Genomic DNA, 22,974 nt, shown 5'->3' with positions numbered 1-22,974 from the left:
AGAGGTCAGGGGCTAGCCGCCCCTATCTACTCGATTTTCTTCGAGTTATGAAACAATATAATAGTATTTATTATATTTCCTTATGATACTTTAAATGGTAAGCGTGTTGGACAACTATTTCTCCCATGCCGTGACCGAAAATACTACAGCCATGCCCATCCTGCAAAATATATAATGTCAAGCACGCTTTCTATTTAATTATTTAATCTAGTGATAACGAATGGTAAAGTGTTAACACAAACACAACTCCATTGGTAAAAAACACATTCCTCATCAAACTAAGGAAGAGTAAGATGTAGATATCCAGTTCCGGTGGATAATTATGAAAGAGATGGGGCAGAAACGAATGAAAAAAGGGATGGTTATCGCATTAACCCTGGTTTTGACAGCTGGCGCGCTTTCGGGCTGTGGTGGTGGAGAAACAAAACCAAAGTCTGGCGTTACAGCGAAAAAAGATGACGTACAAAAGTTTTCCATGTCCATGACGACAAGCGGTTTCAAATATGCGGAGCAAACAGCCGATGTGAATAAGGAAAAATGGGTCAAAAAACTGGAAGAGCTTACAAATGTAGATCTGGACCTTCGTATGATTCCATTGAAAGATTTTGACCAAAGAATGTCCCTGATGTTTGCTTCCAATGATATTCCAGATGTCGTCCAAAATGTTGGCGGCGCTACGACCAAAGGAATGTCTGGTTCTGTAGAAGCAGGAGTGTTCATGCCTTTGGACGAGTTGTTGCAGCAATATGCTCCAAATCTAATGAAAGCGGTGCCAAAGGGAGCTTGGCAAGAAACCAGCTTTAACGGCAAAATCTACGGTATTCCATCGTGGCTTTCCAATCCTTCCCGCCGTGCGACCTTCATTAGAGCGGATCTACTTGCAAAAACAGGACTGTCTGCACCGAAAACAGTTGATGAATTTATGACACTGATGAGAGCGCTGAAAGCAAAGGGGGTAGAGAACCCGTATCAAATGCGCGAAAACTTCAAGTACGCAGATACAATTCTAGGAGCCTACGATGTGCTTCCTGCTCAATTTGAAGTCAAGGGAGATCAAGTCGTACCCAAATTCTTCGATGTGGAGAACATGACTAAAGCGCTTCAAACCTTCAAGACCATGTTTGACGAAGGCTTAATTCCAAAAGATTTCGCATCAATCAGTTCTACCGATTATAATAAGAATATTGAAGCTGGCAAGGTAGGCATGTGGTCAGCGAATGCCCAAAGCTTGTCCGGTTACCGCAACAAATTGAAGAACCTCGTCCCAGATGGGAAAATTGAGATCATTTCGTCTCCACGCGGACCGGAAAACTTCGGCGGACATCTGCTCTATTCCAGTGTAGGTACTTCCTATTACATTAATAACAAGACCTCGAAGGAGAAAGCGATCCGGATTATTCAATTCTTTGAATGGATGCTAACTCCGGAAGCTGAGAAATATTTCTCATTCGGTATCGAAGGCGAGACTTATACTACCGAGAATGGCAGTATCAAATTCACGCCTCCAACGGAAACTTCAGCTATTGAAGAGGATCAGTTCCGCGGTATGTTCTGGTTTGTACATGATTTAGTCTATAATAAAGCCAAAGAAGAGATGTCTGCGGATGGACGCGACATGATCAAATACTTAGATACGATAGTGTCCAAAGAAGGTTTGGGTTCTATCCGCTTTGTACCGCAACTTGAATCGTTCTCGAAATATCCCGATGTAGCTCCTGCTGGCGATGATGTAGGACCTAAATTAATTATTGATCATATGATCAAAATGATCTATGGCAAGGAACCCATCTCAGATTGGCCGAAAGTGATTGAGGAGTATAAAACAAAAGGCGGCAACGATATCCTGAAAGAAGCAACTGAGCGTTATAAGAAAGGCAATGGGGCTATCGTTTCCAAAAACATAAACTAAATTCAATGCAAAGAAAAAAGGATTTGTCCCCGCAATCGGCGGACAAGTCTCTTTTTTCTTGGGCGTATAATTTTCGACAAACGTTAAAGGTGGAGGCTTGGGCAACATGAGATTGTTAATTGTAGATGATGAACCGGTAATTCGCAGCGGCTTGATGATGATGGCACAGAGCTATACGCACAAGTTTCAACAAATTGAAACCGCGGTAAACGGAATTGATGCTCTGGAACAAATTACTCAGTTCGAACCAGACCTGCTTCTAACGGATATTCGAATGCCCAAAATGGACGGCTTAGAGTTATGCCGAAACGTATACGAGAAATATCCTCATATTATGATGATTGTTGTATCAGGTTATAGTGATTTTGATTACGCGCAAAAGTGTTTGTCTTATGGGGTCAAGCATTATCTGCTTAAGCCGGTGACACCGCAGGATCTGCACGATGTATTCGATATCATTATGAAATCGCAATCACAAGGTTATATACCCGTATCCCTCTATGTAGAATGGGTTGAGCGGATAGAAAACAGCATCTGGTTACTGCAGGAGGAGGAGTTGCAGAAGATTATGGAAGAATGGAAAGAACATTGCTCCCACTTGTCTGCGCTTCAGCTGAAGGGTCAACTCTTGGATGCGGCCGTACTGCTGCAAAAGCAATTTCATGAGAAAAATCGCGTGATCAACGCTGATGTAACCGAAGATTTCCGATCCTCTTCGAAGGCGGAGCTTTTTAAGGAATTTGAGGAACGGCTGCAAACGGTAATGATGGATATTTTGGTAGTGCGCCGTGGTAATTTCAAGGATCCAATGGAGGAAGCCAAAACCTATATTGACAATCATTTGTCGGTTGATATTACGTTAAAAGAAGTTGCGGACAGGGTAGGGATTACCCCGAATTATTTTAGCACCTTGTTTAAAAAAATGAGTAATGAAACCTTCATCAGCTACCGGATTAATAAAAGAATGGACAAAGCTCGTGAGCTGCTGGCGATTCCACATAAGCGAACTGTGGATATAGCAGCAGAAGTAGGCTACGATGATTACCCCCATTTTACAAAAACATTTAAGAAGATTTTTGGTGTTTCTCCATCGGAATATCGGGAATCACTCGGTATGAAATGAGAAAATTTAATTTATACCCTAAACTATTCCTATCCTATTTCGTTGTGATTATGATTTCTTTGACGAGTGTCGGTGTATTTTCATACTGGAGTTCTTCGAATGAGCTGGATCAGATCGTGGAGAAACAGCTAACACAAGTGGTAGGAAATGCAGCACACCATACGGACCTGTATATCCGAAGTTATGAACGGTCCATGGTTTCCTTATTGAGCAGTAACTATGTCAAACGGTTCATTGATCTACCTGAGGGGGAAATTGGTTACCCTTATTACGAGGTGAGAAAACTCATTAAGGAGCTTATCATTGAGCCGGCGTTTACCCGCAATCCAGAAATATCCAATATTTATATGATTAGCTTTAATCAGAATTCGATGTATTTCTATAATGATTCCGTGGGTGGATCGTTTAATAAGGAAGAAGCACAACAACAGCTGGCATTTTTCAAAGCAAATACGAAGCCTGATGGCAGCTTGAGTGTACTGAACCACAGTATTTTATCCGGACAACAAAACATAACCCTAGTCAGGCAGATTCGCGGGCTTTCCTCTACAGAACCCAAAGGGATTCTAGTGGTGGAATTACGGGCTGCTGAGCTGTCAGAGCTATGGGAAGGCATAGATTTGGGGGAGGATGGCTACTTTTTTATTACCGATGATAATGGCAAGTATGTATATCAACCAGATACAGAAAAGACAAGCACAGAATTGCCCGAAGCCATACGAAATCAGGTGCTAGAGGCGAGTACTCATGCATTTATTGCTGCAGTTGATGATGAGCCGCGGATGTTCATGAGCCGCCGATCCACCTATGGCAATTGGCGGCTGGTCGTTGCGATGTCGGTGGAGGAGCTGCGCAAACCGAGCGATACCATTCGGACAACGACGATCATCGTTGGATGCTTTACACTCGGGATTGCGTTGTGGATAGCTTTCCGCTTCGGAAAATCGATCACAGGGCCGATTCGCATACTGAGAAGTGCCATGCGCCAAACCGAACAAGGGAATTGGGTCCAAATTCCGCTTTCGGAGCATCGGGATGAGATTTCAGAGCTGATGAGCCGTTACAATCTGATGGTGACCCGCCTGTCAGAGCTGGTAGATAAGGTATACCAAGCTGAGCTGAGTGATCAGAAGAGCCAGATGGAACGCCAGAAGGCAGAACTGCAATCTCTGCAGCTGCAGATTAATCCTCATTTTTTATATAACACACTAGAAACGATTGTTTGCTATGCGGTCATTAGGGATTCCAAGGAAATATACGAAATTGTTAAAGCACTTGCTTATATGCTGCGTTATTCCGTGCAGACCAATCTGGAAGAGATAACAGTATCTAATGAATTAAAACATGTCATGTTCTATCTTGTGGTTCTTAAGCATCGTATCGGACGGGAATTTGAAGTAGATGTCGCCATTCATCCGGATTATTTGCTGAACAATATGGTTCGTTTGACGCTGCAGCCGCTGATTGAAAATGCCTTCCAGCATGCATTTGCCGACGGTGTTGAGGATTATCATTATATTCGGATAGATGCTGGTGAGGATCATGATAAGTTCTGGGTTAGCGTTGAAGATAATGGTCTTGGTATCAACGAAGCTAGGCTAGAGGAACTGCGTGAGAAACTGCACACCAACCAGCTTGCGGATAAAGAGAATGATTCCTCGAACGGCATTGGCGGTATCGGAATTGTCAATGTCCATCGACGAATTCAGATGGTGTTTGGCGAGCAGTATGGCTTGCAAGTCGAGAGTCAAGTGGACAAGGGAACCAAACTGATTATGGTAATGCCAACTTCAGCTCGTGGCTAACGTTAAATAGTTGTGAAATCTTATGAACCTTGCCGTAGGCAAGGTTTTTTTTCATGCTCGGATTGTTGAAAAACACACCTCGAAATGAAGTTTCTCCATGGTTTCACTCGGAGGCCCATAGTATGATGAGTCCATCAAACATTCAGATGGAAAGAAAGGAAAGACGACTATGGCTTCAAAGACAGATTCGGCAGGACAGACGGTTTATACTTTTGCATAATATATTCCCTTGCTAGGTTCTTCCATTGCCTTTCAGAACTACAATATTTTCAAAGGAATAACAGGCAGTCCGTGGGTAGGTTTAGAACATTTTAGGCGGATGTTCGCTTATGATGAATTCCTCAGCATTTTAAAAAATACGCTATTGATCGGAACCTACGATGTGCTCTTCGCCTTTCCCATACCGATTATACTCGCGCTGCTGTTAAATGAAATTCGTTACAATGGGTATAAAAGAGTGCTGCAGACGGTCATTTACATGCCGCATTTTCTTTCATGGGTTATTGTAGGCGGGATTGTCATCGGAATACTTTCACCTACTACAGGCATTTTTAACCACGTCTTAGGCTTGTTCCATATCGAACCTATTTATTTTCTTGGTGAAAACAGCTACATTCGTTCGATCCTGATCACCTCAGGCATATGGAAGGACAGCGGATGGGGTACAATCATTTATTTGGCAGCTATCGCGGGCATTAACCCAGACCTCTATGAGGCAGCTGAAATTGATGGAGCGGGCAAGTTCCGTCAGGTGATGTCAATTACGATTCCCTCGATTATGCCGACTATTACAATTTTGTTCTTATTGCATATCGGAAGCTTTCTGGACTTTGGATTTGAAAGGGTATACGTCTTCTTAAACTCGCTTAACAGTGAGAATGGTCAAATCCTGGATACTTACGTTTATCGCGCTGGTCTTATCGATCGTCAGTACAGTTATACAACAGCAATCGGCCTCTTCAAATCGGTCATTGGTTTATTACTTATTATGCTTGGTAATACGCTAAGTAAAAGAACGACTGGCAACGGTTTGTACTAACATGAGTTCAGTCAAAAGGAGGAATAAGGAACGTGATTTTAACAAAAGGACAGCGTGCATTTCAGTTAGTTAATATGATTTTTCTGCTTGTAATCGGCCTCACAATGTTTCTTCCGATCTTGAATGTCATATCGCAGTCATTTAGTGATGCTATTTCAATTAACAGCGGATCCGTAGGATTTTGGCCCGTTGGCTTTACACTCGAAAATTATCACATGATTCTGAAAGACCCTTCAATCTGGATTTCATTCCGAAATAGTGTCATTATTACGGTGTTTGGTACATTAATTAACTTAACGGCAACGGCAAGCTTGGCTTATCCTTTGTCTCGCGCTGAATATATTTACAGAAAACCAGCTCTGTTATTGGTACTGTTCACTATGATTTTCCATGCGCCACTTATTCCTAATTACTTACTTCTAAAAAATCTGCATATGCTCGATACTTTGTGGGTATTGATCATACCGGGCGCAATTAGTGCCTACAACTTGTTCGTCATGCGGTCTTTCTTTATGACACTGCCTACCGAGATGTTTGATTCTGCCAAAATGGACGGGTGCGGTGAGTTCCGCATGATCTGGAGCGTCGTCCTCCCGTTATCCAAGCCGGTAATGGCAACGATGGGAATCATGTACGCCGTCGGGAACTGGAATATGTATTCACAAGCCATTTATTACATCAGCAGCAGGTCGCTGATTCCACTGCAGGTACGGCTGCGTGAAATTGTTATTACGGATAACTTGGGCTCGGCGGATGTATCCTCGGAATTGCTGCTGTCCATTTCGCCAGAAGGACTGAAAATGGCAGTAATCGTTATCGCAACGATCCCGATTATGCTTGTATATCCATTCCTACAAAAGCACTTCATTAAAGGGATGATGGTGGGTTCAATAAAATCTTAATGGCCAAATTAGGAGCCATATACTAGCAGGCGCACACAATGCGTCTGCTATTTTCATTTTCTAACTATGATGCAAATAGTCGGAAAAGTAATGAAAGTTCACTGGAAATTAACTTCCATCCACTGGCCAATCGGTATACGCTCTAAGTTGAAGTCTACGCTCCAAACTAAACTTTCGAACGGTTGGTGAGAGCATGTTCCGAGCAATGAAAGAAGGGCTGGCAAGAACCTTAAGCCAAACGCTGGGGGGACAAGGACGCTTTTACAAAAAGAGTCTGATTACGATCTTCATCGTTTCGGGTATTCCTGGACTACTGATGGGCGTGCTCGTGTATTGGATGGCTGGCGGGCGCGTGGAAAGTGAACTTCTTCAACTGCATTATCGGCAAATTGAACAACGGTCGCAAAATATCGATGACCAGTTAGGCAATCTGGAGCTGTTGCTATCCCATTGGGCATTCGATAATAAATTTGACTATAGCCTGGACGGGTTTGACTTTGTAAGGAATTTCGAACGGACGCAGGATATTACCAGAACACTGGTTGCCATGCAAGGCTCCAATGCGATGGTAAAGCATGCGGAACTTTATGTAGGTGGAACAAGCTCTGTGCTGTTCAACCCGGAATATTTGAAAATAGATGATCGAACAGCTGCCATAGCTTCCCTATATAATCCACTCATCCACGGTCAAAATACGACCTACTGGACGCAATGGTCCTTTGATGCGAATCGTCCCGATAACAAGGATTTAACGCTAGTTCATCAAGTCCCGGGTGGAAGTTTGAAGCCATTCGGAGTGCTGGTATTCCGTTTTGATAACCAGAAGGTGGCCAACATGCTCAACACGCTGACGCCTTATGATGGCGGGGAGACGTTCCTCATTCAGAATGCTGGCGAACTGTTCGTTTCAGCAAACGGGAACTCGAAGTCATCGCCATTTGTAAGCGCTCTTCGCGACAAAATTGCCTCATTAGCAGGCAATAATGGTTCTTTTTTTATGGATTGGAAAGGTTCCACATACACAGTATCGTACGGCAGTTTGGCGCGAATCGCGGAAGATTGGACTTATGTGTCCGCATCGCCGATATCAAGCATCACATCACCGGTTGTTTTTATCTCCAAGTTGATTATCACAGTAAGCCTAGCGGTATTGCTCCTTGCAGCTATTCTCGCATGGTTAGCATCACGGCGCATTTATCTGCCGGTCAAAAGGCTTGTTGTCATACTAGGCGGCAGTGTGGCTTACCATGAACATGGGGACGAATTCACATTACTGGAGTCGAAGTGGACGAATCTGCATAACGAGAGTTTAGCGTTGAACAACAAGTTGACAGAACAGCTGCCTCACTTGAAGGACAGCTTTCTGCACCAACTGCTGCAAGGCTATTTGAATGCGTATTCAGAGGATGATCTGCGCCATCGAATGGAGCGCTTTACGTGGGATGTGAAACAGAAGCAATTCGTAGTCCTCTACGTCCAATTGATTGGGATGACGAGCATGGAGGGGAATTTTCGACTAGGCGAAGAAGGGTTAGTTACTTTTGCAGCGGTAAATATGATTGATGAGCTGGCGGCTCAGTATTTTGAACAGCGTCACACGCTGAACTTTCACGATTTAACTGCGGGTATTCTTCTTATCCTGCCGGAGAATCAGTCCTATACAGAAGCAACGCAAGCATTTTGCGATGATTTGAAGCAGTCGATTAACCGGATTTTGAAAATGCGCATGACCATGGCGATAAGCCGGCCAGTATCGCTGATATCGGATGTTCCGATTGCCTTTGAACGCGCGAAACAAGCAGTTAGCTATCGCTACTTCGAGAATGTGAATCAGATTATCGATATGGAGCATGACAATTATGCAGGAGATGAAGACATGGAGTTGCAATATCCATTTACACAGGAGCGGGAGCTCATACAGGCCTTACGGACAGGGAAAGAAGGAGAAGCAAGTGAATTGCTGGTGTCCTTCCTGGAGGTTTTAACTTGCAAAGGGGCCAAAGAGATCGAGGTTCAGCAAGGGATGCTGCATCTGCTTGGGAATGTTCAACACGCCATCATGGTGTCTGGTATTAATCCGAATCGCCTCTTCAAGGGCGCGAACTTATATGAACAGCTTTCCCAAATTCGAGAGTCTACGAGAATTCTTGCTTGGTTTCAGGATAAAGTGCTCAGTCCCTTCATGCGGGAAATGTCAGGTCGTTCCGATGCGCAAGTGAAACGGATGATAGAACAAGCGATGATTTATTTGCAAAATAATTATAGACAGGATATTTCGCTTGATAATTGTGCGGAGCATACGGGGACGAATCCATTTTTCTTAAGCAGATCCTTTAAGCAAGTGACTGGCAAAAACTTTATCGATTACCTGACGGAGCTGCGCATGGATAAAGCGAAAGAATTGCTCAGAGATTCGGAAATGCGAATCAACGATGTGGCCGATCAGGTGGGATACCAGCATACGTATTTCAATCGGATTTTCAAAAAATTAGAAGGCATGACGCCAACTCGCTATCGTGAGCTCAGTCGATCTACGTAGCAATAAAGTATGAGTTCGCCAAAAAAGTGCAAACCGCCTCATCACGGATTCGCAATAATGTCCGCTTGTTCGCAAGTTCTCCTCTTTCTACAATAAGGCTACATGTGAAAAGGAGATGATCACTTGGCTTCAGATCTGGCAATTAAGCTGCATTGGTTGGACAAAGAGGCGATAAAGCCTGTAGGAATAACGTGGGGAATACCTTGGCGTGAGGGTGAGCTTAAGCGTGATGAATCGTTGCGTTTGGAAAAGGAAGATCGCCAGGGCGCTGTGCCTGTACAAAGCTGGCCGATTGCTTACTGGCCGGATGGCAGTGTGAAGTGGTCTGCCCATGCGGCTTCCGTTCAACCTGGATCTGTTGAAGGGTATGCCATTCGTAAAGGCGAGGGCTCTGAGTCGGAACACCGTATGAATGTAACCGAAACGGACGATACCATAACGCTGGATACAGGTATCATGATTTGCACAATAGGCAAACAAGGAGAACAGTGGCTTCGCAGTATCGTTCGTGAGGGCAACGAGATATGCAGCGGCGGCGTGCTGATCGGTTTGAAAGAAGAACTGAGCGAAACGTCTGGTGTACGGATAAGCCGCGAAGAGACTTTCGAAAGCCGTGTCTTACGCGTTGTTGTTGAACAAAACGGACCGATTCGGGCTGTTGTTAAAATAGACGGCAAGTTACGCTCAACAACAGGAACGAGAGAGTGGCTGCCTTTTTCCCTTCGGATGTATGTGTATGCAGGGCAAGAAACGATTAAACTCGTACACACGTTTCATTATGATGGAAATCCCCATGAGGATTTCATTAAAGGCTTAGGCATTCGCTTCATCGTGCCAATGAGAGGGGCGCAATACAATAGGCACATTCGGTTGGCAGGTGATCATGGCTATTTCAGCGAATCCCCCAAAACCTTACATACCCGTCGAACGAAAGGAAAGTATAGGGAGTTATTTGAGAGTCAAACGGCAGGTGAGTTAACGACATTTGATCCTGCCGAAGATGCGTATTTCCTTGGTTTGCTCGATGATTCGGCAACATGGGATAGCTTCAAACTCGTACAAGATTCTTCTGAACATTATCGGATATGGAAGCGGACGAAGGCCGGCTGCAGCTGGGTCAAGGTGACAGACGGCGCTCGCGCTGGCGGTCTAGGCTATGTCGGCGGTGAAGGCGGCGGATTAGCGGTGGGGTTGCGGCATTTCTGGGAGAAGCACCCATCTAGCTTGGAGGTACACAGCACAGCCGGTGCGGAGGCTGTGTTTACGATCTGGTTGTGGTCCCCTGATGGGACACCGATGGATCTTCGACATTATGATACAGAAACACACGTGGAATCATCGTATGAAGGTGCTGAAGAGTTGCGGGCTACACCATATGGCATAGCGAATACGAGTGAATTGATGCTGTGGTGTACGAGCGAAACGCCGGATGCAGCGCTTTTGGAGCATATGCAGGCTGAAGCGCAAAATCCCTCATTACTCATTTGCGAGCCTAGGTATTATCACGAAACGGGTGCTTTCGGCTATTGGAGTTTACCAGACCATAGTCATCCGGTGAAAGCGCAGATGGAGAATAGGTTGGACGGCATCATTACCTTTTATCAAGAGGAAGTTGAGCAACGGAAGTGGTACGGTTTCTGGGATTATGGCGATTACATGCATAGTTATGACCCAGTACGCCATGTATGGAATTACGATTTAGGAGGTTGTGCCTGGCAAAATACAGAGTTAGCGCCCAATATGTGGCTATGGGTGATGTTCCTTCGCACGGGGCGTGCGGATATCTTCCGGATGGCAGAAGCGATGACTCGGCACACGAGTGAAGTGGACTTGTACCATTTCGGTGAATATGCGGGGCTCGGCTCTAGGCATAATGTGGTTCACTGGGGCTGCGGCTGCAAGGAGGCTCGTATAGGCATGGCGGGCTTGCATCGGTACTTCTATTATTTGACTGCCGATGAACGGATCGGGGACATCATGGATGAAGTGCGTGATTCGGATTTCACGACGGTGAATTTGGATCCGATGCGCGCTTATTTTCCGAAGGATGAACATCCAACGCATATCCGTGTGGGTCCGGATTGGGCGGCTTTTAGCTCGAATTGGATGACACGTTGGGAACGCTATGAAGATACCTCCTATCGGGACAAAATCTTGGTAGGCATCAACTGTATTAAGGACGCCAACTATGGGCTTATCTCGGGACCGACTTATGGATATGATCCCAAAACTGGTATTCTCTCGCCGCTTGGCGACGATAATTGGGGCAGGCACTTGGCCATATGTATGGGAGGACCACAGGTGTGGTTTGAGCTTGCTGGTATGCTAAAAGATCCTGAATGGGAAGACATGATGGCGGAACTCGGCGTTTACTATAACCAAACGCAGGAGGAAAAGGATGAGCTGACCCATGGTCAGATATCCACGAAAAATTTCGAGCATCCAGTGCTCAGTGCAGCGATTACAGCGTATGGCGCATTTTATAAAAGGGATGATGAGACCGCAAAGAAGTGTTGGTCCATATTGCTAGGGAACGCGTTTGCTAAGGTTGATCTTCAACAGGAAGCGTCTCTCGTCTCACACGTGGATACCTTGCAAGAGATCGATTGGATGAATACGAATGAGGCCGCGCAATGGTCCTTGAATACGATTATCGCACTTGAGCTTATTTCGGAGTGGCTGCCCCAATAAACGGATCTGAGGAGAGATGAGCTGTGGAACTTACGTGCAAGGAGCCTTATCTGTTAGGTACGGTAGATATTAGCTCGGCGGGTCCGCGTTGTAAAATGCTGCTAGGCGACCTGAATGGTGACGGTCGCATGGAGATGCTGTTGGTGCATCCCGACAATCGGCAGGATGTTCGCTATATTCCCCATCAGGTGCAATGCCTGACGGCTTTTGATCTAGAGGGCAATCTGCTATGGCAGACAGGAAAGCCCGATTCGGGTGCAGGAAGTGCAGGGTCCGACTACCCTGCGCAGATTGCTGACATCGACGGTGATGGTCAGTTAGAAGTACTGTGTGTGATGGATGGGCGTTTTCTTATCCTGGATGGAGCGAGTGGCGAGATAAAGTCTTCTTATGAGCTGCCGCATGAGCATGCCCATGATTGCATTATTGTGGCCAATTTGACGGGTGGGGCATATGCCAGTGACATTATTCTCAAAGACCGTTATCACACGATGTGGGCGCTGGATCGCCATTTTAATCTACTCTGGACACATCAAGGCAACCCGGGACATTTCCCATGGGTCTATGATTTGGATGGTGATGGCAAAGACGAGGTTATGGCAGGTTATGATCTCTTGGATCATGATGGTCAGAAACTGTGGAGCTGCAAGGATCTTGAGGATCATGCTGACTGTATCTGGGTCGGGGATGTGAATGGGGATGGGCAACCTGAGCTTGTGATCGGCGGCAGTGTTACCGTAATGTATGACCGCTTCGGGAAAGAACTGTGGCGCTATGAAGGCTCGATTGAATCGCAGCATATTGCTTTGGGCCGGTTTCGCAGTGATAAACCAGGATTGCAAATTGCCGGATTGGATCGACTTGTCCGTGAGGATGATGGAAAGGGACTGAAAGGGAAGGATGGTTTGTTTTTGCTGGATTGCGAAGGTAATGAGATTTGGAAGGAAGACCGTCAAACAGATGGCTGGCTGACGATTATCGAGCCACTCCGTGGTTGGGAAGCCGACTCCGCAGATCTGATATTGGCCTATCGCAGAGGCGGCGGTGTCTGGCCATCCTTGTATGATGGTGAGATGAATGTTGTTGTTGAATTTCCACTAAACGGGTATGCTGTACATGCCGATGTATGCGGTAGTGGGACAGAGCAAGTGATTATTTATAATGACGACACAGCTGCTATTTATGCCAGTGGACCGCTTGTGCTGCGCAATGGACGATCCGGCATACCAGTGCCGCAGCCCAAACGATTGTCTAGCTCAACCTTATATCCTGGCGGCGAAATTCCGTTGTGATGTTGTAAAAAGGAAGGGAAGTTATGATGACACACGCGTTGAAGTTTGATTTCGGAGTAAGTAACCCGGAGTCAGGTTATACCAAGATTACGCCGCATACCGAATATGAGAAAGCGGTTGGCTATGGATTTAGCAATGTGAAGAATGTTCATGCGAAAGATCGGGAAGAACCAGGTGCGTTGCGCAGAGACTTCTGCATACCGCTGGACACATCGTTTCTGGTGGATGTTCCGGACGGGACCTACCGTGTTACCATTCTGTTAGGCGATGAGATCGCACAAACAGAAACGACGGTCACCACAGGTGAAGGAAGGCTTGTGCTTCATAAGCAACAAACATCTGCGGGACATTTTGTTCGCACAAGTTTCTCAGTATGGGTCGCGGATGCACAGTTGAAGCTGACATTCACGGGTCGAGCCCCACGCATCAATGCGCTAGAAATCGAGTCTGTGCCTACAACGTGTACATTGTTTCTAGCTGGGGATTCTACCGTGACCGACCAGCCGACAGACGGATATCCGTATGCAGGCTGGGGGCAAATGCTCCCGCTTTTCGTCAAAGCCGATGCAGCGGTAGCCAATTATGCCTTGTCGGGCCGGAGCTCATTGAGTTTTATCCGCGAAGGTGTCTTGGATACGATATGGAGCCGCGTCAAGCCACACGATTACCTGCTCATCCAATTCGGTCATAATGACCAGAAGCCGGATGAAGCGCGATTTACGGAGCCATTTTCCTCCTACAAGGAAACATTGAAAATCTATATCGACGGCGCCCGCGAGCGAGGCGCCTATCCGATTCTGGTCACGTCGGTGCAACGGCGTTTCTTCGAGGAAGATGGTACGCTGCGTGATACGCACGGCGATTATCTAGTTGCCATGCGCGAGTTGGCGGCAGCGGAAGACGTGCCATTGATCGACCTTGCTGCTAGCAGCAAAGTGTTGTTTGAAGCATTAGGGCCAGAAGGAACGAAACGATTATTCATGTGGCTAGCGCCAGGTGAGTTCTTGAATTTCCCGGACGGCGTGGAAGACAACACGCATTTCCAGCAGTTAGGCGGAGTTGAAGTAGCGAAGTTGGTTCATGCAGGTTTGAAAGACTTGAAGCTGCAGCCGCTGAGCTTGTATTTGCGTTGAGGCAGGGGACACCGTTGCCTGGGTAGAGGTGAAAGGGAGCTAAGCGTGCGCTTAGCTCTTTTTTGCGTGAGTTTGCGTGGCTGCAGCGGGGGGATGAGCTGGCGCGCGTGCTAGAGCAGTAACGATGAAAAACCCCGTTACAGCACCGAAAATCGCTCGTCCCGCCGATCTTTGTAGCTGTAACGCTGAAAACCCCGTTACAGCACCGAAAAGCTGCCATCCCGCCGATCGCAGTAGCTGTAACGCTGAAAAACCCCGTTACAGCATCGAAAATCTGCCACCCCGCCGATCTTAGTAGCTGTAACGTTGAAAAACCCCGTTACAGCACCACAAGCTGCCATCCCGCCGCGCTCCCGAGCAGTCATAATAATCACCGCCAAAAAGCGCTCGAAATTCCCCGCCCCCCGCCCCTGCCACACTAAAATTACCGTCAAAGTTGCGAAAATACACTTATTTCCATGGGATTTGCCCGAATATGGAAAATTAGTGCAAATAGGCAACCTTTTAGACAAAAAAGAGCCAAAATGATCGTCATCACACAAAATAGTTGCCTTTTTGCAAGCATTTTAGCTAGCGAGGCCATTTCGACTCAAAATAGATGTATTTTTGCACTTTTGAAGCACTCCAGCACCCTAGCAGCACGGTTCGACGCCAAATCTTTACGATCAGCGTAGGAGGCGTAACATCACGGTACACTTGCTTGTCACTTCACGCAAAAAAGAAGCCCCCCTGCCACTTACGTGGTTTCAGAGAGGGCTTCTTTCCTTCAGCTACTTTCCTACTGAATGTTAATCTTCGTTATCAAGGCTCCCGTGCCTTGCAGAGTTATGGCGTGATTTTGCACCATGTTTGAGATGTTGCCCGTTATGTTTACGGATGAGGACACGTTGTAAGTCGACGTCACGTTGCTTCCATTTGTTCCTGTTTGGTTGATGGTGATTGTGGCAATCTTGCCTTGATTCGTAAAGGTTACACTGTTAAATGTGCCTGTCACGCTGAAGTTTTGATTATTCCCACTGGTCAGCTGCGTGACTTCCGCATAGATGGCTGAATTGTTGTAGGAACGGATTTTAACAATATCACCTGCTTGTAGCGCTGAACCACTGACCTGGGTACCGTTACGATAGATGAAAGCTTTGTCGTTTACATTGACTGCTTGAGCCTGATTGCCATTGACAATCACGATGAGAGTGTCTGTTGCTGAAATGACCGTACCTGTGAGCTGGGCAATGGTTGGCTGCGTAACCGAGGTACCATCCCCACGCTGAAGGATTTCGGCATGGAGCACAACGCCGTTATAGTAGTGGACTTTAATGACTTGACCTGGTTGCAATATCGCACTCGTCGTTTGAACACCGTCGGAGTAGATGGAGGTGTTCGCGTGAAGCTGCAGGCTATATGACTGTCCACCACTCGTGAGTGTGAGTAAATTGTTGCTGACTTGACCAGAAATCGTTCCTGTCATCTCACCTGTCGTTGTGACGGGGGAGACACTTTTGGTTACTTCAATAACCGCAGCTGTATGATTATAAGCGTAAGTTGTTAGAATATCGCCTACTTGAAGCGCGGAAAGAGTTGTAAATGCACCATTTTTATAAACGATGGTAGAACTGTTCAGTGAGACGCCTTGAACCCCGGCCGACGAGGTGGTTAGCAGTAAGGTATTATCGCTAATCGGATAGGTCAAAGTACCAGTGATAGTCGATGCCAAATTCGTTGGTGTCCCGACTGTGCCCACTGCTTGCGTCACTTCTACATAACTGACCCCATAGTTGTAGGAACGAGTGCTTACGATGTCGCCTACTTGCAAGCCTGCGGCTGTCGTCTGTGCGCCATTACGGAAGTAAAGCACGTTGCTATTTAGAGGTAGGGAGATCGTCTGTCCATTGCTTAAAAGGGAGATCGTATTCCCAGTTATCGCGGAAGTTACCATACCTGTCTTTACACCTAAAGCTTGCGTTGGCGTTGTCGGGTTGCCTCCATTGGACTGGGAAACTTCGATATAAATGATGGAATTATCGTTGGATCGAATCTTGAGGACATCCCCAGTTTGCAAAGCGGAAGGACTGACCTTGGCACCATTTCGATAAATAAATACATCGGGATTCAATGTCAAATTCATGTTTTGGCCGTTCGTACGGACGGTTAAGATATTGCCGCTGACTGGTGATACGACTGTTCCTGTAACGAACCCTTCAATACTACCCGGTAATTGATTGCCTGCGCGATCTAATAGGGCAGCGATTTGTGCGCGAGTTACGAGTTGTTTGGGGCGGAATGTATTGTCCTCAAAACCGTTCACAAGACCTTTGTCGACGGCCACCTTCACATATCCCACCGAACCAGCAGGAACGCTAGACGAGTCGGAGAAAGGGAGCTTCGCATTCATGTTGGCTTCAGCTTCATCTTGAAGCTTCAATGCTTTAACAAGGAGCGTTGTCGCCCATAGGCGATCAGCAGGTTGATTCGGGTTGACGTTCGTGTCCGATTCGGTAAAGAGATCATTCTCCAAAGCAACAGCTACATAACCGACAGCCCAGGAAGGTACACTTGCGGCATCAAGGAAATTTAGTTTGGTCGCTTTTTCTGCATCAGATTCAGCTTGATCACGAAGTCCCATTAATCGTACAGCTGCTGTAATGGCCTCGATGCGTGTAACTGTTTCTTGTGGTTTGAAGGTGCCGTCGGGATACCCATCGAAAATGCGCCGAGAGACGAGACTCATAATGTAGTTTAAGGCCCATTCGAATTCTTTGCCTTTGATATCTTTGAAATCAAACTTAATTGGGGTTTGCGGGCGTTTGTCAAAATTTTGACGTGCGTTATTGTTCCGATTATCGTTATGATCTCGACCGTTCTGTGCGAAAGCTGTTGTGCCAGTCGTCATGACAAGGCTGAGGGCTAGTGTGGGGATAAGCAGTTTTTTCATACGTGAATGCTTCATCTTTTTCTTCTCTCCTTAATAAAATAAATGAGTAGAAAATTGCGACCCTGCGGTGTGTGCTTAAGCGAGTTAAACTTAGTAAGAGTATTCGGGTGTAGATGGATTTTTCTGGGTGTTGATTTGTAAAAAAAGGGAAAATAGTTTTAGTGCTATCCCTAATTAGCATTAGCTTGGTTGCGCTTTCGCAATCTAGAAGCTATTTCGTGCAGATTTTCAAAGATTCCAATGCTTTCTTCGGAATTATTTCCAAAAAAAAGTAATATATTTTTCTTAAAACAACCCGCAGTGAGAAGGAAAATAAAGCCGAATGAAGTATGTAATAGAAATGAAATATTTCAAACGAATCGTTCTAGCTTACTGGTCAATCACCCGTCCAAATTCCTAGCATAGTATGTAGGAAGGTGGTGATGAAAAGTGACAAATACACTTGAGGGCTGGATAATTTATACGATTTGGGGCGTTTTTGGCTTTATGATCATTGATTTTCTTATTGCATTCTTCAAATCTTTCTGGGTTGGCTCCTTCGGACCTACAGTCGTGTTAGGTTATTTGAAAGATGTCCTATACTATGTGCTGCCACTGACGGTTCTATTATCTATGATTTCTTTCGATCCAACAGGGTGGATAGTGGTGATTTTCTATTTCATTTGCGGCCTCGCTGTTATGGCGAAGTACGTGCTCGATATCATTAAAAAATTTCAATAAGTGTTCCCGTGGCCCTGCTTCTAGCGGGGCCAAGATGTATGCTTTTTTTCATAGGGATATTCAAACTTAATCATAGGAAGGAAGTGTAGCCATGAGGAGATATCAATGGATTAGATGGCGAAAGTTAATCCTCTGGCTAGCAGCCATCGTGTTGTTTGGCGGGCTGCTATGGGCAGGTGGGCCAACCGCTTGGGGGATAGCGATCAGTGTTGTAACGTTATTGATGCAACTCGTATTCGCTATGGCCTTTATGATCATTCAATTCGTTGCGCTGTTCTGGTTTCTTGCTCGAGGGCGAACGTATTGGATTCTGCCTGGAGAGACTGGATCGACATGGGATGACTATCGTGGAAATCCTGAAATTGTCGAGAATGCGAAGCGAATTGTTACCCTGCTTAAAGGTGTTAGGGAGTTCAAGGAGATGGGTGGCGAAGCGATTCGCGGATTATTGCTTTGTGGACCGCCAGGTACTGGGAAGTCCTACTTAGCCCAGGTTATTGCGAATGAAGCTCAGGTTCCTTTTGCTTATGCATCTGCACCAAGTTTTCAGAATATGTTCTTCGGTGTAGGTAACCTCAAAGTTATGGGCATTTACAAGAAAGCCCGCAAACTTGCACGTGTCTATGGTGCTTGTATCATCTTTATTGATGAGATTGATGCGATCGGCATGAGCCGTCAAGGCGGCGGTGGCGGTATGGGCATGGGAATGATGGGAATGGGCGGCGGTTCAGGCCTACTGAATGAGCTGCTCCTACAGATGGACCCGCCTAATATTGATACGTCCAAAATTGTAAAAATGCTGCGCTCTCTAGGGTTGCGCCGCAAAAAGGCGGAACGCCCGCCTGTTCTTACGATAGCAGCTACTAACTTGCCTGATGTACTCGATTCCGCTTTGCTCAGGCCAGGTCGGTTCGATCGCCAACTCTGGGTGGATGTCCCGGATTATGACGGTCGGGTTGATATTTTCCAATACTATTTGAAAAAGGTCAAAATGGACGAAACGCTTACCGCTGAAAAAGCAGGTCTTGATTCCATTGGTTACAGCCCGGCGCAGATTAAGCATATTGTCAATGAAGCTGTCGTGCTCGCCCATCAACGTGGTGCGCAAGCGGCCAGCTATGAGGATTTCCGTGCTGCGATGGAAACTTACGAATGGGGACTGAAACAGCCTTATCGGTCCATGCAAGACGACGAGAAACGCAGTATTGCTTATCACGAAGCGGGTCATGCGGTAGCTCAATTTTTGCTTAAGCCTCACTCGCGTGTATGGAAAGTTACCATTGTTCGTCGTGGTGGTGCGTTAGGACTCTCGGCTACGAAAGAAAATCATGAGCGACACCTCCAAACGGATGCTGAGATGCTTGTATCCATTCAGGTGAGTCTCGCTGCACGTGCAGTAGAGGATGAATTCCTGCATAAGAAATTGAATGGGGTTACATCTGATTTACAGCGTGCTACTGAGGTGGCGGGTGCCTACTTGGGCATGATGGGTATGGGGGATGAGCTGTTTAGTTTCCTTGCAGTTGGCTCACGTGTGGATGGACTTAAAACGCTTCGTCCGAAAATTAATGAGCTGTTGAATGAGCAAATGAAGCAGGTTAAGGCACTCGTTCTTGAATATTCAGAATTCGTCCATAAGATTGCAGAAGAGTTGCTGAAGCGGGAAGATCTAACTGGTGATGAGGTTGAAGAGATATTCGTTCAATTGTATGGCGACACCAAGGCAAGAGCTATCGAGGTTGTTCCTCCTGCTCCCAAAAAGCTATCTTCACCTACATCTACTACTCAGCAAACTGAGGAAACGGATGAAGATTTGTAAAAGGTATAAGAGCATGCCATGTATGAAGGATTGCCTCCTTATTGGCCTTATGGGTCATCATAGGGGCAATCTTTTTTCGAACATATGACGATCAAGACAGAATGCAAAGGAGAACTCGATCATGGACTATGACGCTATTGTGGTTGGAGCAGGACTCGCGGGTTTAGTGGCAACGGTAGAGATTGCGGATGCTGGCAAAAGGGTACTGCTTCTGGATCAGGAACCAGAAGCCTCGTTTGGCGGACAAGCCTGGTGGTCGTTCGGCGGTTTATTTCTCGTTAATTCTCCGGAGCAGCGCCGATTAAGCATTCAGGACTCACATGAACTTGCTTGGCAAGATTGGCAGGGGTCTGCTGGCTTTGATCGGGAAGACGACGAGGATTACTGGGGTCGCAAGTGGGCAGAGGCCTATGTCGAGTTCGCTTCTGGTGAGAAACGCGCATGGCTGCATGCCATGGGGATCCGCTTTTTCCCAGTTGTCGGCTGGGCGGAACGCGGAGGCTATCTGGCAGAGGAACATGGCAACTCTGTGCCTCGTTTTCACATTGTTTGGGGGACAGGCCCTGGCATCATTGCGCCATTCGAGCAGCGCATTCGCGCGTACATGAAGGATGGTCGTGTCGTCTATCACCCTCGTCATCGTGTGAACGAGCTTATTCAAAGCGGTGGCGCAATCGCAGGCGTTCGTGGTTCTGTGCTTGTCCCTAGCTCTGCGGCTCGCGGGGAAGCGAGCTCGCGTGATGTGATTGGCGAATTCGAATACCATGCGGGAGCGGTAGTCGTGTGTAGTGGCGGAATAGGTGCCAATCACGAGTTAGTCCGCCAATATTGGCCGAATCGGCTGGGTGCAGCACCCAAGCGGATGCTCTCTGGTGTGCCTGCTCATGTCGATGGGCGCATGCTCGCCATTACGGAGCAATCCGGTGGTCGGATTGTGAACCGCGACCGGATGTGGCACTACACGGAAGGGATCAAGAATTGGAATCCCGTGTGGCATAATCACGGTATTCGTATTCTACCGGGACCATCTTCACTTTGGTTAGATGCGCGTGGTCAGCGTTTTCCAGCACCAAACTTTCCTGGATTTGATACATTAGGCACGTTAGAAGCGATCCAAAAGTCAGGCTACGACTATTCCTGGTTTATTTTGACGCAGAAAATCATTGAGAAAGAATTCGCCCTGTCAGGATCTGAACAGAATCCCGATTTGACGGGGAAAAGTATACGTAAAGTGTTGTCTAGAGCGCTGCCAGGAGCGATGGCGCCGGTGCAAGCTTTTATGGATAAGGGAGAGGACTTCGTCGTTGCATCCACATTGGCTGAGCTGGTCACGGGTATGAATGCGTTGACGGAGGAAAAATTGCTGGATTATGCCCATATTGAGCGGCAGGTCAAAGCTAGAGATCGGGAAATTGTCAATAAATTTACGAAGGACCTGCAAATCACAGCGATTCGAGGCGCTCGCCATTATGTCGGTGATAAATTAATTCGTGTTGCGAAACCGCATCGACTGCTGGACCCTGCGAATGGCCCGCTTATAGCGGTGCGTTTGAATATCGTGAGTCGTAAAACGTTAGGCGGCTTACAAACAGATTTATCTGGCAGGGTATTGAATCAAGCGGGAGAGGTGATTCCAGGACTGTATGCTGCCGGAGAGGCAAGCGGGTTTGGGGGCGGTGGACTTCATGGGTATCGTGCGCTGGAGGGAACGTTTCTCGGAGGGTGCTTATTTACCGGTCGAGTAGCGGGACGAGCTGTTGCGAAGGAGTTGAATGGGCTCAGCAGCAACTTATGATATGATGATCAGAGCATACAAACAAAGGAGAACATCAAGAATGAACCACATCATTAACTGGTCGAATGGCGCTCACGGGCGTAAGTTTATTGCTTCTTTTAGCGGGGGAAAAGATAGTGTTCTAGCGCTATATAAATCACTGAAAGTTGGCGAAGCGGTAGGGCTTATCGTGATGCTGGAGGAAGAAGGGAAACGATCCCGATCCCACGGCATGCCTCCTGAGCTTATCCGCGCCCAAGCGGAATCTATCGGTTTACCTGTATTTATGGCTGCTGCAAGTTGGGATGACTATGAGGAAGTTTTTATGGGGCTTTTGGCAGAGGTTAAACGCCAAGGTGCAGAAGTGTTAGTCACGGGTGACTTGGATATGCCCGAAGAGGGCTGCTGGCATGACAAGGTTACCCAGAATGCTGGCTTACATCTTGGCATGCCACTATGGCGAATGGACCATGTCCAAGCAGTCAAAGAGTTTATTGATCTGGGGTTTGTGTCCGTTCTCGTCACGGTCAATGTATCGTTAGGGATGCGGGAAGCCGATTTGGGACGAACGCTAACCCATGACTATGTCGAAGAACTGCAAGCCCGTGGTATCGACCCATGTGGAGAAGGCGGCGAGTTCCACACAACCGTCATCGATGGTCCGATCTTCAAGCGTCGTATTCCTGTTCGCAAAGGGAATATTCTGAGGAACGGGGATTATGCCTTTATGCCACTGGAACTGCTCGTTACTACTTGAGTCGAGCATAGCGAAAATTTGGAATAACAGACATCCTCCGGGGCGTGGTCTTCACAGATCGCACGTTGGGGGATGTTTATTGTGTTCAATTGAGTAGCTAGCTTTACCAAATAGATGTAAAAAGTACAGCTAATCTAGCCGTTTAGGAGGGGATTTAGCAATTAAATGGAAAAAATACATCTAATTTATGATATAATGGCGGATTGGTGGATTGTTGAGGGAATTAACTGTAGAAAATCCATCTATTGCTCCAAAAGGGCCGAAATCAGCAGAAATAACAACATAAAATCCATCTAGTATGTTTGTGGTGGTGGAGGAAGGTTTGTGCTCAGAATGTAGAGGTAGAGGTAGAGGTAGAGGTAGAGGTAGAGGTAGAGGTAGAGGTAGAGGTAGAGGTAGAGGTAGAGGTAGAGGTAGAGGTAGAGGTAGAGGTAGAAGTAGAAGTAGAAGTAGAAGTAGAAGTAGAAGTAGAAGTAGAAGTAGAAGTAGAAGTAGAAGTAGAAGTAGAAGTAGAAGTAGAAGTAGAAGTAGAAGTAGAAGTA

Annotated in this window: 14 protein-coding genes and 1 pseudogene; 13 read left to right on the top strand and 2 right to left on the bottom strand. The window is 46.6% G+C overall.

The features are described 5' to 3' along the window. The first annotated feature begins 346 nt into the window (after window positions 1–346). The 9 genes and pseudogenes from AC58PV_RS30890 (at window position 347) to AC58PV_RS30850 (ending at window position 14,433) form a co-directional block, all read left to right on the top strand. Entirely contained in the window at window positions 347–1,909 is a 1,563-nt protein-coding gene (locus AC58PV_RS30890; protein WP_497436811.1) for a type 2 periplasmic-binding domain-containing protein, read from the top strand. 106 nt (window positions 1,910–2,015) lie between these two features. Further along, window positions 2,016–3,032: a response regulator gene (locus AC58PV_RS30885; RefSeq protein ID WP_497436732.1), complete on the top strand. Its 1,017-nt coding sequence runs from the start codon at window positions 2,016–2,018 to the stop codon at window positions 3,030–3,032. After that, on the top strand, window positions 3,029–4,837 hold the full coding sequence (locus AC58PV_RS30880; protein WP_497436731.1) for a cache domain-containing sensor histidine kinase: 1,809 nt from the start codon (window positions 3,029–3,031) through the stop codon (window positions 4,835–4,837). The genes AC58PV_RS30885 and AC58PV_RS30880 overlap by 4 nt, the downstream gene beginning before the upstream one ends. 220 nt (window positions 4,838–5,057) lie before the next feature. Further along, window positions 5,058–5,876: pseudogene (locus tag AC58PV_RS30875) on the top strand (ABC transporter permease); the annotation flags it as partial. 74 nt (window positions 5,877–5,950) lie between these two features. Then, window positions 5,951–6,778 (top strand): carbohydrate ABC transporter permease, encoded by an 828-nt coding sequence (locus AC58PV_RS30870; RefSeq protein WP_497436810.1) that lies wholly within the window; start codon window positions 5,951–5,953, stop codon window positions 6,776–6,778. Window positions 6,779–6,971: 193 nt separating this feature from the next. After that, window positions 6,972–9,317 carry a helix-turn-helix domain-containing protein gene (locus tag AC58PV_RS30865; protein WP_497436729.1) on the top strand — a complete coding sequence of 782 codons (2,346 nt, stop codon included), beginning with the start codon at window positions 6,972–6,974 and terminating at the stop codon, window positions 9,315–9,317. Window positions 9,318–9,440: 123 nt separating this feature from the next. Next, window positions 9,441–12,008 carry an exo-rhamnogalacturonan lyase family protein gene (locus AC58PV_RS30860; protein ID WP_497436728.1) on the top strand — a complete coding sequence of 856 codons (2,568 nt, stop codon included), beginning with the start codon at window positions 9,441–9,443 and terminating at the stop codon, window positions 12,006–12,008. A 95-nt stretch (window positions 12,009–12,103) separates the two neighbouring features. Next, window positions 12,104–13,300 carry an FG-GAP-like repeat-containing protein gene (locus AC58PV_RS30855; protein ID WP_497436809.1) on the top strand — a complete coding sequence of 399 codons (1,197 nt, stop codon included), beginning with the start codon at window positions 12,104–12,106 and terminating at the stop codon, window positions 13,298–13,300. Between the two features lie 26 nt (window positions 13,301–13,326). Continuing rightward, window positions 13,327–14,433 (top strand): rhamnogalacturonan acetylesterase, encoded by a 1,107-nt coding sequence (locus tag AC58PV_RS30850; RefSeq protein ID WP_497436808.1) that lies wholly within the window; start codon window positions 13,327–13,329, stop codon window positions 14,431–14,433. Between the two features lie 778 nt (window positions 14,434–15,211). Here AC58PV_RS30850 and AC58PV_RS30845 read toward each other — a convergent pair. Beyond that, window positions 15,212–17,377 (bottom strand): S-layer homology domain-containing protein, encoded by a 2,166-nt coding sequence (locus AC58PV_RS30845; protein WP_497436727.1) that lies wholly within the window; start codon window positions 17,375–17,377, stop codon window positions 15,212–15,214. Between the two features lie 414 nt (window positions 17,378–17,791). Between AC58PV_RS30845 and AC58PV_RS30840 the strand changes: the two genes are divergently transcribed. The 4 genes from AC58PV_RS30840 (at window position 17,792) to AC58PV_RS30825 (ending at window position 22,432) form a co-directional block, all read left to right on the top strand. Then, entirely contained in the window at window positions 17,792–18,082 is a 291-nt protein-coding gene (locus AC58PV_RS30840; RefSeq protein WP_497436726.1) for a hypothetical protein, read from the top strand. A 91-nt stretch (window positions 18,083–18,173) separates the two neighbouring features. Then, the gene (locus tag AC58PV_RS30835) at window positions 18,174–19,901 is read left to right on the top strand and encodes an AAA family ATPase (protein ID WP_497436725.1); all 1,728 of its coding nucleotides are present in this window, start codon (window positions 18,174–18,176) and stop codon (window positions 19,899–19,901) included. Between the two features lie 121 nt (window positions 19,902–20,022). Continuing rightward, the gene (locus tag AC58PV_RS30830; protein WP_497436723.1) at window positions 20,023–21,696 is read left to right on the top strand and encodes an FAD-binding dehydrogenase; all 1,674 of its coding nucleotides are present in this window, start codon (window positions 20,023–20,025) and stop codon (window positions 21,694–21,696) included. 40 nt (window positions 21,697–21,736) lie between these two features. After that, a complete protein-coding gene (locus tag AC58PV_RS30825) occupies window positions 21,737–22,432 on the top strand; it encodes a Dph6-related ATP pyrophosphatase (RefSeq protein ID WP_497436722.1) in 696 nt (231 codons plus the stop codon). Between the two features lie 293 nt (window positions 22,433–22,725). On the opposite strand, the gene AC58PV_RS30820 is transcribed toward AC58PV_RS30825, so the two are convergent. Continuing rightward, window positions 22,726–22,974 (bottom strand): hypothetical protein (locus AC58PV_RS30820; protein ID WP_497436721.1); only part of this gene is annotated, 249 nt, incomplete at its 5' end.

The organism is Paenibacillus sp. J22FR83 (assembly GCF_059691955.1).
Note: the sequence above shows the minus strand (reverse complement) of the source record. Positions and strands in the feature narration are given on the sequence as shown.

What these genes read in the sequence shown, in the direction of transcription:
- AC58PV_RS30890 (WP_497436811.1), top strand. Translation starts at nt 347, where the DNA reads ATGAAAAAAGGGATGGTTATCGCATTAACCCTGGTTTTGACAGCTGGC.
- AC58PV_RS30885 (WP_497436732.1), top strand. Translation starts at nt 2,016, where the DNA reads ATGAGATTGTTAATTGTAGATGATGAACCGGTAATTCGCAGCGGCTTG.
- AC58PV_RS30880 (WP_497436731.1), top strand. Translation starts at nt 3,029, where the DNA reads ATGAGAAAATTTAATTTATACCCTAAACTATTCCTATCCTATTTCGTT.
- AC58PV_RS30870 (WP_497436810.1), top strand. Translation starts at nt 5,951, where the DNA reads ATGATTTTTCTGCTTGTAATCGGCCTCACAATGTTTCTTCCGATCTTG.
- AC58PV_RS30865 (WP_497436729.1), top strand. Translation starts at nt 6,972, where the DNA reads ATGTTCCGAGCAATGAAAGAAGGGCTGGCAAGAACCTTAAGCCAAACG.
- AC58PV_RS30855 (WP_497436809.1), top strand. Translation starts at nt 12,104, where the DNA reads ATGCTGCTAGGCGACCTGAATGGTGACGGTCGCATGGAGATGCTGTTG.
- AC58PV_RS30850 (WP_497436808.1), top strand. Translation starts at nt 13,327, where the DNA reads ATGACACACGCGTTGAAGTTTGATTTCGGAGTAAGTAACCCGGAGTCA.
- AC58PV_RS30845 (WP_497436727.1), bottom strand. Translation starts at nt 17,377, where the DNA reads ATGAAGCATTCACGTATGAAAAAACTGCTTATCCCCACACTAGCCCTC.
- AC58PV_RS30835 (WP_497436725.1), top strand. Translation starts at nt 18,174, where the DNA reads ATGAGGAGATATCAATGGATTAGATGGCGAAAGTTAATCCTCTGGCTA.
- AC58PV_RS30830 (WP_497436723.1), top strand. Translation starts at nt 20,023, where the DNA reads ATGGACTATGACGCTATTGTGGTTGGAGCAGGACTCGCGGGTTTAGTG.
- AC58PV_RS30825 (WP_497436722.1), top strand. Translation starts at nt 21,737, where the DNA reads ATGAACCACATCATTAACTGGTCGAATGGCGCTCACGGGCGTAAGTTT.